Here is a 16,205-nt window from a genome sequence, read left to right as displayed (position 1 = left end):
GTCAGAGTGCTTGACGCCTGGTTTCATTGGCGGAACACTCGGCACATCAGGCCGGAATCGCGGCCGCTGGCGCGGAGGAAAATATGGATCTGGGACTGAAGGGGAAGACCGCAGTGATCACAGGCGCGTCTGTCGGCATTGGCTTGGCGGTCGCCGAAGGGCTGGCGGCTGAGGGCTCCAATCTCGTGCTGGCGGCCCGCGGCGGTGAGCGGCTCGAGGCGGAAGCCGCCCGCATCGCCGAGAAATACGGCGTCAGCGCCGCCGCTATTGTCGCCGATGTGGCGACGGTTGCCGGAACCGAGGCGATCATCGCGGCGGCGGCCGAAAAAGGCGGCGCCGATATCCTCATCAACAATGCCGGCACCGGCTCGAACGAGACGGTGATGGAAGCTCCAGACGAGAAGTGGCAGGCCTATTGGGAGCTGCATGTGATGGCCGCCGTGCGGCTTGCGCGCGGTATTGCACCGCAGATGAAGGGACGCGGCGGCGGCGTGATCCTGCACAATGCCTCGATCTGCGCGGTCCAGCCGCTCTGGTACGAACCGATCTACAATGTCAGCAAGTCGGCGCTGATGATGTTTTCTAAGACGCTCTCGACCGAGCTCATCAAGGACAATATCCGCGTCAACTGCGTCAATGCCGGCCTGATCCTGACCCCCGACTGGATCAAAACCGCCAAGCAGCTGACGGCCGAAACCGGCGGGAACTGGGAGGGTTACCTACAGGGTGTTGCCAATGAACACGCCGCCTCCAAACGCTTCGGCACCCCGGAGGAACTGGCAAACGTCTTCGTCTTCCTGAGTTCGGAACGGGCGAGCTACTGCATCGGCTCGACCTATTTCGTCGATGGCGGCATGCTGAAGACGATCTGACCGGCTGTCTGTGCTGCTCGGCAAGGCGGTTCTGTGCAAGACTGCCGGGTGGGCTGTGGACGTTGCCGAGATAAGCTATAAATAATAGCTATTTTGTTGTATGTTCACGCTTTTGACGCTATTTGCCTGCTATTGGCAGGATAAATACTGCGTTTTCTACAGGGCCACGACGATGCTGACGAAAAAGGGAAAATATGGGCTGAAGGCGCTGGTCGACCTGGCGCGGCTGGCGCCCGGCGAGACCGCCTTCATCAATGATATCGCGAGCCGCAACAATATCCCGAAGAAGTTTCTCGATACGATCCTGCTCGAACTGCGTAACGTCGGCATCCTGCGCTCGAAGAAGGGGCCGGGCGGCGGCTATTCCCTGTCGCGGCCGGCCTCGGAAATCCGTATCGGCCATGTCATCCGCACGCTCGACGGGCCGTTGGCGCCGATCCGCTGTGCCAGCCGTACGGCTTACGAGGCCTGCGACGACTGTGCCGATCCGGAGACCTGTCAGGTGCGGCGCTCGATGACCGATGTTCGTGACGCGATCGCCGCCATTCTCGACAATATGAGCCTCGAGCAATTCGTCGCCGCCGGCGGCCGCATCGACGGCCCCAAGGAAGAATTGCCGATCTCCGCCGCCAGCTGACCATACTCTAACAAGTCCGGCGCGAACGGCGGGCCGCGTCAGGCCTCACCGTGCTTCGACATATGTTCGCCTGCACTCTGCAGCAGCCTATCCCGCGGCAGCGACAGCGCATGGATGCGGGCGTTGCGCCAATGGCGGTCGAGATTGAGCCCGATGCCGGCCGATATTCCCCCTGCCAGTTCGAACAGCGCGTTTGCGGTGTCGAGTGCCGTTTCCCCAGCCAGGATCGCGGCCGCCGAGGCGGAGAAATGCGCGTCCGCCATCGCGACCTCTACGGGATTGACCTGGGCAATGTCGAGTTTACGGCCAGCCCTTTCCAGGGCTGCCGCGGTTGCTTCGATGCGGATGGCGCGTTCGCCGATGTGGGGAAGAACGGCCGTGCGGCGATCGCCAATTGCCGCCATCAGGTCGCGCCAAGCGGCCCGGGCGATACCCAGGCTGACGCTTGCCTTGAGCAAGAGGCTGAGCGAGATGCCGGTGGAAAGGTCGGAGGCGGGGGCAGGCGCAATCGCATCGGCATTGACGTGAAGTGTGCCGACGATCGCGGTTGCCGATCCATTGGTGCGCTGGCCGAAGCCGTCCCAATCGTCGACCACCTGTAGGCCTTCGTCGTCGCCTGCAAGGTAGAGGGTCACTGGACGGCTGGCTGGGGCGGTGGCGGCAGCGGCGATCCAGTCGGCGAACAAGATACCGGATGCCTGCCCTGTGCGCCCGCTCAGGCGATAACCCGGGCCTTCGGCCGTAAGCTCGGCTCCTTCGATGAAGGTGGCCCTCGCAAAGCGGTCACCGAGCAGCACGCGGGCAAACAGCGACGCCTGCAGATCCTCCGTCGCCTGGGTGCGCAGCATTTCCAGCACGCAAAAATGGTTTTCCAGCGCCTCGCCTATCGAGGCATCGCCCTCGGCAATGATTGCGACGATTTCGGCGAGCAGTGCGTTCGATACGTCGAGCCCTTCATGCTCGGGCGGAACAGTGATTGCCGTCAGTCCCGATACCGACAGCGCGTCGAATTCGGCAAAGGGCAGCACGCGGTTGATGTCGCGTTCGCTCGCCTGATGCCGGAATGCGGCGGCAAGGTCGCGGGCGGTGGTTATCGCCTCCTCTTCACTTTCGATGCGATGCGCGGGAGGCCGCTTTCTGTCCTGAAACTGCGATACCGTTCCCATCGGTCACTCTTTCCTACAGCGCTCTGCGCGTTTCGGGCGCACAAAGAAGGCTGCAACACGTCGACCCGGCGCCTCGTGCCTTCCAAAAATCGCTCCCATTGTCGGGCCGATGGCAGGGATACAGGAGTGAGCGATCGGCCCTCGAATGATAAGGCCGGTTTTTCTACAAAAGCCCAAGGCTTTGAATTTTCTTACCAGCTTGATTGCCTTGTGCTCCACTCTACTTACTGCCAAGTGGGGCTTCCTTGATCGAGAAACATGATGAGCGATACTCTTGCTCGCAACGGCGAGGTTTCGAAAATGGCACGCCAGTCGAGACCACGTCTGACGCTGGATATTGCCGCGATCCCTACCTATGCGATCGGCGACATTCATGGGCGGTACGATCTGCTTGCGAAGGCCGAGGAGGCCATCCTGCGCGATGCCGCGCGGCTGCCGGGGCGTAAGCTGATCGTGACGCTTGGCGACTATATCGATCGTGGACCGGCATCGGCTCAGGTCATCGCTCACCTCATGGCGCCACCGCCGGATGATTTCGACCGTATCTGCCTTGCCGGCAATCATGAAATCGCCATGCTCGACTATATCGATGGCTGGATTTCCTATGACGAGTGGATGCGGATGGGGTCGGCAGAATCGCTCAAATCCTATGGACTCGATCCGGAGCATTTGCCGCTGGTCTTTCCGTCCGGCGCAAAGCTCGATTCCTTCCTCCGCCAGTCGCTGCCGCACACACATATCGATTTCATGCGGGCGCTGCCCGTCATGCTGGAGACTCCAAGCGTGATTTTCGTGCATGCCGGCATCAATCCGAAACTGCCGCTCAGCGAGCAGACGGACGAGGATCTCGTCATGATCCGTCAGCGGTTTCTCGAAAGCCGGGTGCCGTTGCCGAAGCTCGTCGTTCACGGTCATACGCCGAACGACACGCCCGAAATACGGTCGAGACGGCTCAATCTCGATACGCGCGCCTATCGCAGCGGCAAGCTGACCGTCGCCCGCCTGTGGCAGGGTCAGGTGCATCTTTTTTCCACCTGACTTCCTCCCTCATCGGCCGCGTGCCGAAGCGCGTCAGACCGTCTCGGTTTCAACCGGGGCGGTCTCGACCGGTTTCTCCGCCGGCCGGCTACGGCGCCAGCCGCGCAACACGACGTAGAAGACCGGCGTCAGGAACAGGCCGAAGATCGTCACGCCAAGCATGCCCGAAAAGACGGCCGTGCCGAGCGACTGGCGCATTTCGGCGCCGGGGCCGGTGGCGATGGCAAGCGGCAGAACGCCGAAGATGAAGGCGAATGCCGTCATCAGGATCGGGCGCAGGCGAAGATGGCTGGCCTCGATGGCCGCCTCCACCGGCGACTTGCCCTCGTCTTCCGCCTGCCTGGCAAACTCGACGATCAGGATGGCGTTCTTGGCCGCAAGGCCGATCAGGACGATGAGGCCGATCTGCGTCAGGACGTTGTTGTCCATTCCCCTCAGCGAGACCCCGATCAGTGCGGCGAGCACGGCAAGCGGGACGATGAGGATGATCGCGAGCGGCAGAACCCAGCTTTCATATTGGGCCGCCAGCGCCAGGAAGACGAAAATGACGGACAGGGCGAAGATGTAGACGGCGGTGTTGCCGGTATGGGTTTCCTGATAGGCAAGCTCCGTCCATTCGAAGGTCGTCCCGGGCGGAAGGATCTTGGCCGCCAGTTCCTCCATCTTCTTCAGCGCATCGCCCGTCGAGGTGCCGGGCGTCGGATTGCCCTGAAGCGGCACCGAGACATACATGTTGTAGCGCTGAACGAGCGCCGGGCCGCTGGAGTCCTGAATATCCATCAGGGTTCCGAGAGGCACCAGTGCGCCGGTCGCCGATCTTACCTTCAGGGCGAGAATATCCTCCCTGTCCATGCGGTATTGCCGGTCGGCCTGGGCGCGAACCTGGTAAACGCGGCCGAACGCATTGAAATCGTTCACGTAGGCGACGCCGAGATTGATCGAAAGCGCATTGAAGATATTGGGGATCGGCACGTTCAGGAAGCGCGCCTTGTCGCGGTCGATCGACAGAAAATATTGCGGGCTGGCATCGGAGAATGTCGTAAAGACGCCGGTCAGCCCTTCCGTCGTTGCCGCCGCCCCCATCATCTGGCGGGCAAGGCCGAGCACGCGGGTCATGTCGGGGTTTTCGAGATCGGAGATCTGCATCTTGAAGCCGCCGGAATTGCCGACGCCACGCACGGATGGCGGCGGGATGGCGATGATGAAGGCTTCCTGGATGCTCTGCAGCTTGCCGAAGAGCTCGCCGATGATCTTGTTGGCGTTTTCTCCGCCTTCCTCGCGTTCGGCAAAGGATTTGAACGGAACGAAGACCACGCCCGCATTCGAGGCATTGGTGAAGGTCGCGCCGCTGAAGCCGGCAAATTGCACGGCATTGCCGACGCCGGGCACGGTTCGGGCAATGTCGCCCACCTGTTTGACGACGGCATCGGTCCGCGCAAGCGAGGCGCCGTCGGGAAGCTGCACGACGACGATCGCGTAACCCTGGTCCATGGTCGGGATGAAACCCGAGGGCACCCGGGTGGTCATGTACCATGTCGCGCCGAGAAGGCCGACGAAAGCGAGCATCGAGCAGGTCAAGCCTACCCAGCTGCCGACCAGGTGCCGGACGGTCCACGAATAGCCCGAGCTCATCCGGTCGAAGCCGCGATTGAAGCCGTTTGCCAGGCCGCTTCCAAAGCGTGAGGCGATGCTCTTGCGCTTGGTCTCGTGATCATGGGCTTTCAACAATATGCCTGCAAGCGCCGGCGAGAGCGTGAGGGAGTTCAATGCCGATATCGCCGTTGTGACCGAGATCGTCACCGCGAACTGCCTGTAGAACTGGCCCGATATGCCGGGGATGAAGGCCGTCGGCACGAACACCGCGATCAGCACCAGCGAGATCGCCACAACAGCGGTTCCAACTTCGTCCATCGTGACGTGAGACGCCTGCTTCGGCGTCATACCGCGCGCCAGATTGCGCTCGACGTTTTCCACCACCACGATCGCGTCGTCGACGACGATGCCGATGGCCAGCACGAGGCCGAACAGCGTCAGCATATTGAGCGAAAAGCCGAAGGCGAGCAAAACGGCGAAGGTGCCGATCAGCGAGACGGGAATGGCGACGATCGGGATGATCGCGGTCCGCCAGGATTGCAGGAAGACAAGAACGACGATGGCCACCAGGATGGCCGCTTCGGCAATGGTTCGGTAAACCTCGTCGATCGAATCCGAGATGAACTCGGTCGTGTCATAGACGATGCGATATTCCAGGCCCTCGGGGAAAGTCTGGGAGATATCCTTCATCAGCGTCTGGATCTGGTGAGCCGTATCGAGAGCATTGGTTCCCGGCCGGGCGAAAATCCCGAGAGCGACGGCAGGGTCGTTGTTGAGGTAACTGTTGGTGACGTAATCCTGTGCGCCGAGCTCGATGCGGGCGACATCCTGCAACTGCACAAGCCGGCCCGCCCCCGTCGATTTGACGATGACATAGCGGAACTCGCGCACATCGGAGAAACGCCCGTCCGTTCGCACCGTATATTCGAAGGCGTTCTTGCCGGTGACGGGGGGCGCCCCAATCTTGCCGCCGGAGACTTGGACGTTCTGGTCCCTCAGGGCTGAGACGACGTCGTCCGACGTCATGCCATAGGCCGAGAGCTTTTCCGGATCGAGCCAGATGCGCATCGAATACTGGCGTTCGCCGAAGACCTGCACGTCGCCGACGCCGTCAAGGCGCACAAGAACGTCGCGGATGCGGTTGCGGGCATAGTTCGAGACATAAAGCTGGTCATAGCGGTGCGAGGGCGACAGGAGGTGCACCACCATCATCAGGTCGGGCGAACTCTTGTCGGTGGTCACGCCGAGCCGCTGGACTTCCTCGGGAAGACGGGGGAGGGCGATCGAAACGCGGTTCTGGACCAGCACCTGGACCTTGTCGAGGTCGGTGCCGAGCTTGAAGGTGATCGTCAGCGACATGGCGCCGTCGGCGCTGGAGTAGGAAGACATATAAAGCATGTCTTCGACGCCGTTGATCTGTTGCTCGAGCGGGGTCGAAACGGTGTCGGCGATGGTCTGCGGGTCGGCGCCGGGATAGGAGGTGCGCACGACGATGGTGGGCGGCGCGATCTCCGGATATTGGGAGACCGGCAATTGCGTATAGGCGATGCCACCGACCACGAGAAAGAAGATCGAGATGACGGCCGCAAAGATCGGCCGGTCCACGAAGAAATGGGCGAATCTCATTGTCCGCTCTCCGCGTTTGCGGATTCGGGCGGAGTGTCCTGCCGCTCTTGGGGCAGTTCGCTCATCTGCGGCGTGATCGTCGAACCCGGCCGGGCGCGCATCAGGCCGTTGACAATGATCGTCTCCGTGCCGTCGAGGCCTTCACGGATGACGCGATAGCCGTAGAGCCGTGGTCCGGGCCGCACGGGCTTGGTCGAAACCTTGCCTTGCGCGTCGACGACATAAACGACGCGTTCATTCTGATCCGAGCCGATCGCCTCGTCCGGGACGAGAATAGCCTTGTAGGTATTGGAGGCTGCGACTTGCACACGACCGAACAGGCCCGGCTGCAGGACGAGATCGGGATTTGCAAGCCGGGCGCGAATGCGGATCGTGCCGCTCTCATTGTCGACCCGGTTCTCGGCGAAATCGAGTTTGCCCATGAAAGGCTTGGCGGTGGGGTCGGAGATCGTGACCGATACGTCGACGCCGCCGCCGCCAAGCTGCAGGTCTTTGCCCTGTTTGCGCGCGGTGTCGGCGAAATTCAGCAGGCGGCGCTCGTCGACGTCGAAATAGAAATCGATCGGATCGAGGGAGACGATCGTCGTGAGCACCGTCTGGTCGGCCTGAACGAGATTGCCGGTCGAGAGCAGGCGGCGGTCGATGCGGCCGCTGAGCGGCGCTTTGATCTCGGTATATTCCATATCGAGGGAAGCGCGATCGGCCGCGGCCTGAGCGCCGCGGACATTGGCCTCAGCAGAATCGAAGTCGCGGCGGCGATCGTCCAGCGTCTGCGCGGATTGGCTGCCGCTCGAAGCGAGCGACTGGGCGCGCTTGTACTGAGCATCGGCAAAGACAAGGGTCGACTGCGACGCTTCTAGCGCGGCCTTTGCCTGGTTGAGCGCGGTGATGAACGGCCGCTGGTCGATGACGAACAGGAGGTCGCCTTGCTTGACCAGGGCCCCGTCCTCGAAATGGACTTCCTGCAGGTATCCGCCGACGCGCGAGCGGACGGAGACTTCGTCGACCGGCTGGAAACGGCCGATGAATTCGTCATTATCGACGACATCGCGAACCACCGGTTTTGCGACGGTGACGGGAGGGGGAGCAGCCGGTGCGCCCTGCGCCATCGCGGCCAGAGGCATGAACGTGGCGATGCAGCCAAGCGCCAACATCTGTCGAAGCACGTAAGTCATACCGGTCCTCCAATCTCGACGGCCGATCAACTGCCGACGAAGCTAAGATGAAGTGATGCTATTCAGGTCTTTGCTTAGAACGAAGGCCTCGGCCCCCGCGATTTCCCCCGGTGTCCAATCCTTTGGAAAGGAAGGCCGGCACGCAATGCAACATCGGAAAAATCGTAACGCTATGGAACCGGATATAAACGGCAGCGGCGAAAAATAGCAAATGCCAATTGGCTGCGGTTGCAAAATCCATCAAAACTTCATGGATGGTGTCAGCTTTCGACGATCTCGTCGCGGCCGGGCGGCAGGACGGCAAGTTCGGCCCAATCGAGCTCCTGTTCCAACATGTGGAAGACATCGTCGTCGATCTCGTCGGCACGACGCATTGCCGCCAGTTTGCGACGTTTGGCGGCGATGACGCTACGACGCCGCTTGTCGAGCCTGCTGACTTCGCGCGGGTGTTTGCCGTCGGCGGCGATCTCGCGCTCGGAGGTGTAGACGTCGCGCAGGATGCGGGCGGATTTGTCCTCGCCGCCGGCAAGTTCGGCAAGTGCCGCATCGATCAATGCGACCCGGGCTCTGGTGAGGTCGCGGTCGAGTGAGGTATCCGGTTCGAATTTCAGCAAGCGGATCAGTGGTCCGAGCGTCAGGCCCTGGACGATGAGGGTGCCGAGAACAACGGCAAGCGCACTGAGCAGGATGATGTCGCGATCGCGGAAGTCGATCGGCAGAGCGAGCGCGGTCGCCAGCGTGACGAGGCCGCGCATGCCGCACCAGCCGGCAAGCAGGCTGGTCGCGAAGGTGGGAACGGCTTGCTTGGTATAGCCGCGCTTGGCGAGGACGGTGATGACGCGGTTATAGAACAGCACCCAGGCCAGGCGGGTGACGATGACGGTGATGAAGACCGCAGCGGCCAAGGTGATCGCAAAACTCAGCCGGCCGGGATCGAGGTCGAGGACGATCTGGCGGACCTGCAAGCCCATCAGCAGGAAAGCGAGCACGTTGAGCAGGAAGACTGCGGCCTCCCAGACCGAATAGGAATGAATGCGGTGGCGGGCCGTCTGGCGCTCGGGCATGTAGCGGGCGATCACCATCGCATAGACGACGATCGCCAGAATGGCCGAAAGGTGCAGCCGTTCGGCGATGATCCACGTGCCGAAGGTGGCGACAAATTCAAGCAGGGTGCCGCCGAGCGTGCCGGCGAGCTTCAACCCGACGACCATATAGAGACGGCCGAGGAGGTAACCGAGGACGAGGCCGCCCGGCACCGCCAGCGCCAGTTTTGCCAGGACGCCGGTAAAGAAGGCGCGGCTTGCGGCGGCGGCCACCGCGGCGCTGAAGATCAGGAGCGCCACGGCATCGTTCAACAGGCTTTCGCCCTTCAGGATCACATAGGTCTGACGGGGTAGATCGAAGCGGTCGAGCATGGCGGTTGCAGCCGCGGCATCCGGCGGCGCGACGATGGCGCCGAGTGCCACGGCTGCGGCAAGCGGCAGGCCGGCCATGGTCACGCCGACGGCGGCGACGGCTGCGGCCGTCAGGATAACGGCGATAGCGGCGAGCGAGAACAGCGGCAGCCAGTTGCGTCGCAACGTCCGCGGCGGCAGATCATAGGCGGCGTCGAAAAGCACCGGCGCGATCAGCAGCGCCAGCGCCAGCTCGGGATCGATCGCGACCTCGGGCGCCCAGGGAACGGCGGCGACGATGATCCCGGCGATCGCCAGCATGGTTGGATAAGGAATGCGGAATTTCCTGGAAAACTGCAGGAAGACGATCGCCACCAGAAGCAGCGTCAGCATGCTTTCGAAGAACGCCATCGAGCCCTCCTGCCACCTCCGGCGGAGGCGATCTCTACTTGAAATTAGGGCTGAAGCTGGGCTGTGACCACCGGACGGAAGTCTTGCATCACGGCAAGACACGACGATTGCGAGCCTCCTGGCCGCACCTGCGGCATTTTGGCGGCGTCTGCGAAATCCTTCGGCCGTGCCCTTGCGTGGCCGGCATGCTCAATATATCTACCGATATCATAAGTATGCTTATAAATTAACGATCGCAGGTTTTCATGAGTGCCACGCCGACCCTCGGCTTCCTTCTCCACGACGTTGCACGGCTGCTGCGCAAGCGGTTCGAACAACGCGCGAAATGCCTTGGACTGACCCGTTCGCAGTGGCAGACGCTGGCCTACCTCTCGAACAACGAGGGCATCCACCAGAGCGGGCTTGCGGAAATACTCGAAGTCGAGCCGATCACGCTCGTGCGCATCCTCGACAAGCTCGCCGAACGCGGGTTGATCGAGCGCCGCCAGCACCCGACCGACCGGCGCATCTGGCTGCTCTACATGCGCGAGGAGGCCCATCCGCTGCTCGCCGAAATGCGCGATCTCGGCGATGTAACCCGTGCAGAAGCGCTGGACGGCGTCTCGGCCGAGCAGCGCGAGCAGCTTTACCAAACCCTATCCGTAATGAAGACGAACCTGGTGCAGGCTTGCCGAACACCGGTCGAAGAGAATGAGACGAACGATGGCTGATCAACCCTCCCTCCGCGTCGTTGCCGACGCCAAGACATCTGTCGAAGAAAACCAAGCCAAACTGCAGGAAACGGTAGCCGAAGCGCCTTCATCCAATTCAGCGCCGGCTGCCGCCGTGGCTGCGCCTGGCGGCAACAAGGTCCGCCGCCGGCGCAGTCTCACGCGGCCGATCCTGTTCGCCCTCTTGCCGGTGTCGCTCGTCGTCGGCGGCTACTATTACGTCAATGGCGGCCAGGTGATGTCGACCGACAACGCCTATCTCCAGGCCGATATGGTCGGGCTTACCACCGATGTCTCGGGCATCGTCGAGAAGATCGACGTGCATGAGAACGAGGCGGTCAAGGCGGGACAGGTGCTCTTCAGCCTGAGAGCCGATTCCTTCAAGATCGCGCTCGATGGCGCCAAGGCGCAACTCGGCGCGCAGCGCAATCAGATCATGAACCTCAAGGCGAGCTACCAGCAATCACTCGCCGAGATCACGCAGGCGCAAGCCGATCTGCCTTATTACCAGGATCAGTTCGACCGGCAGCAGAACCTCGTCAATAATGGCAGTGCGACGCAATCGGCCTATGACGAGGCCAAGCACAATCTCGAGGCGGCGCAACAGAAGGTGACAGTCGCCAAGGCGGAAGCGGCAACGACGCTTGCCCAGCTCGGCGGTTCGGCCGACCAGCCGATCGAGGAAAACCCGCTCTATCTGCAGGCCAAATCGCAGGTCGACAACGCCCAGCGTGAACTCGACCATAGCATCGTCAAGGCGCCGTTCGACGGCATCGTCACCAATGTCAATGCGCTGCAGGTCGGCTCCTACCTGCAGGCGTCGCAGCAGGCCTTCTCGCTTGTCGCCACCGATCACCTCTGGATCGCCGCCAGCCCGAAGGAAACCGAGCTGACCTATGTCAAGCCCGGCCAGACGGCCGAGATCTACGTCGACACCTATCCCGGCGTGATGTGGAAGGGCAAGGTCGAGAGCATCAGCCCGGCCTCCGGCTCCAGCTTCTCGCTGCTGCCGGCGCAGAACACCACGGGCAATTGGGTGAAGGTCGTGCAGCGCATTCCGATGCGCGTCAGCATCGAGGATGCCGAAGGCAAGCCGCCGCTTCGCGTCGGCATGAGCACGGTCGTCGATGTCGATACCGGCCATGCCCGCGGCCTGCCCGACTTCGTCAACAAGCTTCTGGGCCGGCCTCAGGGCAAGGACCATGAGTAACGTTGCTACATCTCCGGCGACCTCGGTCGCCAATCGCGGCGCGATCACGGCCTGCGTCATCCTTGCTGTCATCATGCAGGCGCTGGATACGACGATCGCCAACGTGGCGCTGCCTTATATCCAAGGCAGCGTGTCGGCGTCGGCCGACCAGATCAACTGGGTCCTGACATCCTATATCGTCGCGGCGGCGATCATGACGCCGCCCTCGGGTTTCCTCGCCGCCAAGTTCGGCCGCAAGCGTGTGCTGCTCGTCGCCATCGCCGGTTTCGTGGTTGCTTCGGTGCTCTGCGGCCTGGCGCAATCGCTGAACCAGATCGTCGCCTTCCGCCTGCTGCAGGGCTTGTTCGGCGCATCGCTGGTGCCGCTTTCCCAGGGTATTCTTCTCGATATCTATACGGTGGAGGAGCGCGGTTCGGCCATGGCGCTTTTCGGCGTCTCGGTGATGGTCGGGCCGGTCCTCGGGCCGGTCATCGGCGGCTGGCTGACCGACAATATCAGCTGGCGCTGGGTGTTCTACATCAACGTGCCGATCGGCGCGCTGGCTTTTGCCGGTATCGTCATCTTCGTTTCGGAAACGAAGCGGGATGCGCTCGCCAAACTTGACTGGTTCGGCTTCGGAATGATGAGCTTGTTCATCGCCGCACTGCAACTCTTCCTCGACCGCGGTGAGCAACTCGATTGGTTCTCCTCGGGTGAGATCATGCTCGAAGCGATCATCTGCGCCGCCGCATTCTATCTGCTTCTGGTGCACACGCTGACGGCAGAGAAATCCTTCGTCAATCCGAAGCTGTTCCTCGACCAGAACTTCTCGGTCAGCATGATTTTTATCTTCGTGGTCGGCGTCACCTATCTCGCGTCGCTGGCGTTGATGACGCCCTATCTGCAGACGCTGATGGGTTATCCGGTCATCACAGCCGGCATCGTCATGGGGCCGCGCGGACTTGGCACCATGCTCTGCATGTTCATCGTCGGACGGCTGATCGGCAAGGTCGATACGCGCTTGCTGCTGGTGCTCGGTCTCGGCCTGACCGCCTGGGCGATGTACGACATGACCGGCTGGACGCCCGATGTCTCGCAATGGACGATCATCTCGGTCGGCTTCATCCAGGGCGCCGGCCTCGGTTTCCTCTTCGTGCCGCTGACGACAATCGCTTTCGCCACGCTGCCCGCTCATATGCGCGGCGACGGCACCGGCCTCTACAATCTGTCGCGAAACATCGGTTCAGCGGTCGGCATTTCGATCGTCTCAGCGCTGATCGTCGAGAATACGCAGAGCAATCATGAATCGATCGCATCCTATGTGACGCCGTTCAACCATGCCTTCAACGCTGTCGCGGCGCAGGGGCTCAGCCCGCTGACGGCGGCCGGACGCGCTTCGCTCAACGAGATCATCACGCTGCAATCGACGATCATCGCTTATATGGACGATTTCAAGCTGCTGATGCTGATGTCGCTCGCGGTCATTCCGCTGGTGCTGCTGCTGCGCAAGCCGAAGGCGGCACCTGCTGTCGACCACAGCGCGGTCGTGGAATAATCAGCGAAAAGGCTTGCTAAGAAAACGCGACCCCTGAATGCCGAAGCGCCAAGGTGCTTCGGCATTTTTCGTGATGCCGATGCGTTTTCCCGAGACGACGGGCACAGGCGCGGAGGGCGTGAGCGCGTAAGGCGGGCGGTCGAGCGGCCGGTCGTTGAGGTTGATATCGATGCCGAGCGCCTGGCAGAGTTTGCCGGGGCCGCTGCAGAGCGCGGTCAGTATATCGCTGCCGCGCCGCTCCATCATCAAAGGGATTCCCGTTTCCGGCTCGAGCGCGCGGATCAGCACGGCCGAGCCCGGATGGCAGACGAAATTCAGGCACCAGTACATGCCGTAGATGCGGTAGATATAGACATTGCCGGGCCGGCCGAACATGGCGCCGTTTCGCTTGGACGGACCGCGAAAACTGTGGGAGGCCTCGTCATCGGGGAAATAGGCTTCCGTCTCGGTGATGCGGCCGCCGGAGCCATCGACTGTGAGATGGCAGCCGAGCAGATCCCGGGCAACGGCGATAGCGTCGCGCTCGAAGAACGCCTTGAGGCTTTCGCCGGTCAGCGCGCCGGTGCCGATCGCGCCCGATATCGTTCCACCATCGATCATGGCCGATGCAGATAACATCCGGTGCACCCGCCGTCATCCCGAAACCGCTTCATGCTTTGGCGCCATGGCATTAACGGCCGGCATTCGGATCGCGCATCGGGATCGAGGACGATGTGACCGAGACCGGGTCGCTCGCTGGGAAGGAGTCTTCCAGGCCTTCCTCCAGTTCCTCTTCGAGAAGAGCGGGGTCCTTGCCGCGCGCGCCGTCGCCATGGGCGGGTTCGATCGCCGCCGCAAGCAGGGCTTTGGCCCGCGAAACGGCGTTTTCCGGCGTCAATTCCGGCGTGCTTCGCAGCGTCACGGCAATGCTGTCCACGCCTTCGCCGCCGAACTCGACGACGAAGCCGTCTTCAGTCTGGTAGACGGTGATATCGTTGAGTGCCATGGCCGTTCCCCCAAGCGCTCATATTAGCAAAGCGCGTTTTCCGACTTTTGTCGAGCGAAGACCTTCACCAGCCAGTCGATGAAGACCCGCACGCGCGGCGAAAGCTGGCGGTTGCGCGGATAGAGCAGGGAAACCGGCGTCGGGGTCAGCGGAAAATCCTCAAGCACATGGATCAGCGTTGCCTCGGCAAGATCTTTTTCGGCGTGATACCGCGGGATCTGGATCAGGCCGAGGCCTATTCTCGCCGCCGAAATATAAGTTTCGGCGGCGTTGACAGTGACGGTGGCGGGAATGGTGATCTCGCGAACCACGCCGTCGACGATGAATTCGAGCGGCAGCGGGCTGCCGGTGCCGTTGGAGCGGAAACCGACCATGCGGTGGCCGGCAAGCCGGTCCGGATGCTGCGGTAGGCCGTGGCTGGCGATATAATCAGGCGAGGCGAGGGTAATCTCATCCAGCATGGCAACGCGCCTGATGATCATGTCGCTATCCCCGGGCGTGCCGACGCGCAGCACGCAATCGATGCCTTCGCGCACCAGGTCGACCAGTCGGTCGCCCTCGCTCATGTAGAATTCGATGTCGGGATAAGTCTCCAGGAAGGATGGCAGGCTCGGCAGCACGAAATGGCGGGCAAGGGTGCCATGCACGTCGACCCGCAGCATCCCCCTCGGCTTGGCGCCGGCAAAGGCGCCCTCGGCATCTTCGATATCGGCGAGGATGGACAGGCAGCGCTGGTAATAGGCTTCGCCGTCGAGCGTCGGGCTGACATGGCGTGTGGTGCGCTGGAGCAGGCGCACGCCGAGGCGAGCCTCCAGCTGCTTCACCGCATCGGTGACGGTTGATCGCGGCAGGCCGGTGTCTTCGGCGGCAAGCGTGAAGCTGCGGCGTTCCATGATGCGGCAAAACACCCGCATGGCATCGAATCTGTCCATCTGTTTGTTCGTCGTCCCCGGATAGTGATGGCGTAAGATGGCGGATTATTCGTGGAAGGAAAGGGCTTATCTTCCTCTCATCGAAACGCGATGAAAGGAGAAAGACAATGGCTTCCAGACAAAACGGCAAGGTCGCGTTGGTCACCGGCGCTTCCCGCGGCATCGGCGCGGCCGTCGCCCAACGTCTCGCCAGGGATGGTTTTGCCGTCGTCATCAATTATTCCGGCAATGCGGCGCCCGCCGAGGAACTCGCCAGGGAGATCGAGCAGGCCGGCGGCAAGGCGCTGACTGAGAAAGCTGATGTCAGCGATCCACAAGCTGTTCGCCGCATGTTCGATGCCGCGGAAGCCGTTTTCGGCGGGGTCGACGTTCTCGTCAACAATGCCGGCATCATGATGCTCTCCTCTCTCGCCGACGCCGATGATGCCAATTTCGACCGCCAGATTGCCGTCAACCTCAAGGGCACCTTCAATACGTTGCGCGAGGCCGCCAAGCGCCTGCGCGACGGCGGCCGGATCATCAATTTCTCGACCTCGGTCGTCGGGTTGAAGCTCGAAACCTATGGTGTCTATGCCGCTACCAAGGCCGCAGTCGAAACGTTGACGGCGATCATGGCCAAGGAGATGCGCGGCCGCAATATCACCGTCAACGCCATCGCGCCCGGTCCCGTCGCCACCGATCTTTTCCTCAATGGCAAGTCGGAGGAACTCGTCGCTCGCATGGCGAAGATGAACCCGCTGGAGCGCCTCGGAAAGCCCGAGGACATCGCCGCCGCGGTGGCCTTTCTCGCCGGCCCCGACGGCGGCTGGATCAATGGTCAGGCGCTGCGCGCCAATGGCGGCGTGGTCTGACGCAGGCGGCGCGATCGCAATTATGTGAACGGGCTTGCGGCATTTCCGCTTACAATCCTGCGGAGAGTCCG

At 62.1% G+C, this 16,205-nt stretch carries 14 protein-coding genes; 7 read left to right on the top strand and 7 right to left on the bottom strand.

All coding sequences use genetic code 11. The features are described 5' to 3' along the window. Window positions 1-83 precede the first annotated feature (83 nt). Window positions 84-872, top strand: a complete 789-nt coding sequence (locus tag ATY29_RS32865) for an SDR family NAD(P)-dependent oxidoreductase (RefSeq protein ID WP_003566090.1) — start codon at window positions 84-86, stop codon at window positions 870-872. Between the two features lie 172 nt (window positions 873-1,044). Next, window positions 1,045-1,509 (top strand): RrF2 family transcriptional regulator, encoded by a 465-nt coding sequence (locus ATY29_RS32860; protein ID WP_025416914.1) that lies wholly within the window; start codon window positions 1,045-1,047, stop codon window positions 1,507-1,509. Between the two features lie 38 nt (window positions 1,510-1,547). Here ATY29_RS32860 and ATY29_RS32855 read toward each other — a convergent pair whose 3' ends face one another. Next, a complete protein-coding gene (locus ATY29_RS32855) occupies window positions 1,548-2,675 on the bottom strand; it encodes an acyl-CoA dehydrogenase family protein (protein WP_025416913.1) in 1,128 nt (375 codons plus the stop codon). A 261-nt stretch (window positions 2,676-2,936) separates the two neighbouring features. On the opposite strand from ATY29_RS32855, the gene ATY29_RS32850 reads away from it, so the two are divergent. Beyond that, window positions 2,937-3,713 (top strand): metallophosphoesterase family protein, encoded by a 777-nt coding sequence (locus ATY29_RS32850; protein WP_193550383.1) that lies wholly within the window; start codon window positions 2,937-2,939, stop codon window positions 3,711-3,713. A 33-nt stretch (window positions 3,714-3,746) separates the two neighbouring features. On the opposite strand, the gene ATY29_RS32845 is transcribed toward ATY29_RS32850, so the two are convergent. The 3 genes from ATY29_RS32845 to ATY29_RS32835 form a co-directional block, all read right to left on the bottom strand. Beyond that, the gene (locus tag ATY29_RS32845) at window positions 3,747-6,932 is read right to left on the bottom strand and encodes an efflux RND transporter permease subunit (RefSeq protein ID WP_097533960.1); all 3,186 of its coding nucleotides are present in this window, start codon (window positions 6,930-6,932) and stop codon (window positions 3,747-3,749) included. After that, complete coding sequence (locus ATY29_RS32840; protein ID WP_025416910.1) at window positions 6,929-8,107, bottom strand: efflux RND transporter periplasmic adaptor subunit; 1,179 nt, start codon at window positions 8,105-8,107, stop codon at window positions 6,929-6,931. The genes ATY29_RS32845 and ATY29_RS32840 overlap by 4 nt, the downstream gene beginning before the upstream one ends. A 260-nt stretch (window positions 8,108-8,367) precedes the next feature. Next, entirely contained in the window at window positions 8,368-9,912 is a 1,545-nt protein-coding gene (locus ATY29_RS32835) for a cation:proton antiporter (protein WP_097533958.1), read from the bottom strand. A gap of 245 nt (window positions 9,913-10,157) precedes the next feature. Between ATY29_RS32835 and ATY29_RS32830 the strand changes: the two genes are divergently transcribed. Genes ATY29_RS32830 through ATY29_RS32820 form a run of 3 tightly spaced genes read left to right on the top strand, consistent with a single transcriptional unit; the run spans window position 10,158 to window position 13,366 of the window. Next, window positions 10,158-10,622, top strand: a complete 465-nt coding sequence (locus tag ATY29_RS32830) for a MarR family winged helix-turn-helix transcriptional regulator (RefSeq protein ID WP_097533956.1) — start codon at window positions 10,158-10,160, stop codon at window positions 10,620-10,622. Next, window positions 10,615-11,832, top strand: coding sequence for an HlyD family secretion protein (locus ATY29_RS32825; protein ID WP_003566075.1), 1,218 nt, complete (start codon window positions 10,615-10,617; stop codon window positions 11,830-11,832). The genes ATY29_RS32830 and ATY29_RS32825 overlap by 8 nt, the downstream gene beginning before the upstream one ends. Then, entirely contained in the window at window positions 11,825-13,366 is a 1,542-nt protein-coding gene (locus tag ATY29_RS32820; RefSeq protein WP_003566073.1) for a DHA2 family efflux MFS transporter permease subunit, read from the top strand. The genes ATY29_RS32825 and ATY29_RS32820 overlap by 8 nt, the downstream gene beginning before the upstream one ends. Here the strand turns inward: ATY29_RS32820 and ATY29_RS32815 are convergent, their stop codons facing one another. The 3 genes from ATY29_RS32815 to ATY29_RS32805 are packed head-to-tail and all read right to left on the bottom strand — an operon-like array spanning window position 13,367 to window position 15,283. After that, window positions 13,367-13,984: a DNA-3-methyladenine glycosylase gene (locus ATY29_RS32815; RefSeq protein ID WP_003566071.1), complete on the bottom strand. Its 618-nt coding sequence runs from the start codon at window positions 13,982-13,984 to the stop codon at window positions 13,367-13,369. Between the two features lie 52 nt (window positions 13,985-14,036). Next, window positions 14,037-14,351: a hypothetical protein gene (locus ATY29_RS32810; protein WP_003566069.1), complete on the bottom strand. Its 315-nt coding sequence runs from the start codon at window positions 14,349-14,351 to the stop codon at window positions 14,037-14,039. A gap of 23 nt (window positions 14,352-14,374) precedes the next feature. Beyond that, the gene (locus ATY29_RS32805) at window positions 14,375-15,283 is read right to left on the bottom strand and encodes a LysR family transcriptional regulator (protein WP_097533953.1); all 909 of its coding nucleotides are present in this window, start codon (window positions 15,281-15,283) and stop codon (window positions 14,375-14,377) included. A 107-nt stretch (window positions 15,284-15,390) separates the two neighbouring features. On the opposite strand from ATY29_RS32805, the gene ATY29_RS32800 reads away from it, so the two are divergent. Further along, entirely contained in the window at window positions 15,391-16,134 is a 744-nt protein-coding gene (locus ATY29_RS32800) for an SDR family oxidoreductase (RefSeq protein ID WP_003566064.1), read from the top strand. The last annotated feature ends 71 nt before the right edge of the window (window positions 16,135-16,205 follow it).

Source organism: Rhizobium hidalgonense, assembly GCF_002914525.1.
In the GTDB taxonomy this organism is placed as follows: Bacteria; Pseudomonadota; Alphaproteobacteria; order Rhizobiales; family Rhizobiaceae; genus Rhizobium; species Rhizobium hidalgonense.
This window is presented reverse-complemented; position numbering and strand designations above follow the sequence as displayed.

What these genes read in the sequence shown, in the direction of transcription:
- ATY29_RS32865 (WP_003566090.1), top strand. Translation starts at nt 84, where the DNA reads ATGGATCTGGGACTGAAGGGGAAGACCGCAGTGATCACAGGCGCGTCT.
- ATY29_RS32860 (WP_025416914.1), top strand. Translation starts at nt 1,045, where the DNA reads ATGCTGACGAAAAAGGGAAAATATGGGCTGAAGGCGCTGGTCGACCTG.
- ATY29_RS32855 (WP_025416913.1), bottom strand. Translation starts at nt 2,675, where the DNA reads ATGGGAACGGTATCGCAGTTTCAGGACAGAAAGCGGCCTCCCGCGCAT.
- ATY29_RS32850 (WP_193550383.1), top strand. Translation starts at nt 2,937, where the DNA reads ATGAGCGATACTCTTGCTCGCAACGGCGAGGTTTCGAAAATGGCACGC.
- ATY29_RS32845 (WP_097533960.1), bottom strand. Translation starts at nt 6,932, where the DNA reads ATGAGATTCGCCCATTTCTTCGTGGACCGGCCGATCTTTGCGGCCGTC.
- ATY29_RS32840 (WP_025416910.1), bottom strand. Translation starts at nt 8,107, where the DNA reads ATGACTTACGTGCTTCGACAGATGTTGGCGCTTGGCTGCATCGCCACG.
- ATY29_RS32835 (WP_097533958.1), bottom strand. Translation starts at nt 9,912, where the DNA reads ATGGCGTTCTTCGAAAGCATGCTGACGCTGCTTCTGGTGGCGATCGTC.
- ATY29_RS32830 (WP_097533956.1), top strand. Translation starts at nt 10,158, where the DNA reads ATGAGTGCCACGCCGACCCTCGGCTTCCTTCTCCACGACGTTGCACGG.
- ATY29_RS32825 (WP_003566075.1), top strand. Translation starts at nt 10,615, where the DNA reads ATGGCTGATCAACCCTCCCTCCGCGTCGTTGCCGACGCCAAGACATCT.
- ATY29_RS32820 (WP_003566073.1), top strand. Translation starts at nt 11,825, where the DNA reads ATGAGTAACGTTGCTACATCTCCGGCGACCTCGGTCGCCAATCGCGGC.
- ATY29_RS32815 (WP_003566071.1), bottom strand. Translation starts at nt 13,984, where the DNA reads ATGTTATCTGCATCGGCCATGATCGATGGTGGAACGATATCGGGCGCG.
- ATY29_RS32810 (WP_003566069.1), bottom strand. Translation starts at nt 14,351, where the DNA reads ATGGCACTCAACGATATCACCGTCTACCAGACTGAAGACGGCTTCGTC.
- ATY29_RS32805 (WP_097533953.1), bottom strand. Translation starts at nt 15,283, where the DNA reads ATGGACAGATTCGATGCCATGCGGGTGTTTTGCCGCATCATGGAACGC.
- ATY29_RS32800 (WP_003566064.1), top strand. Translation starts at nt 15,391, where the DNA reads ATGGCTTCCAGACAAAACGGCAAGGTCGCGTTGGTCACCGGCGCTTCC.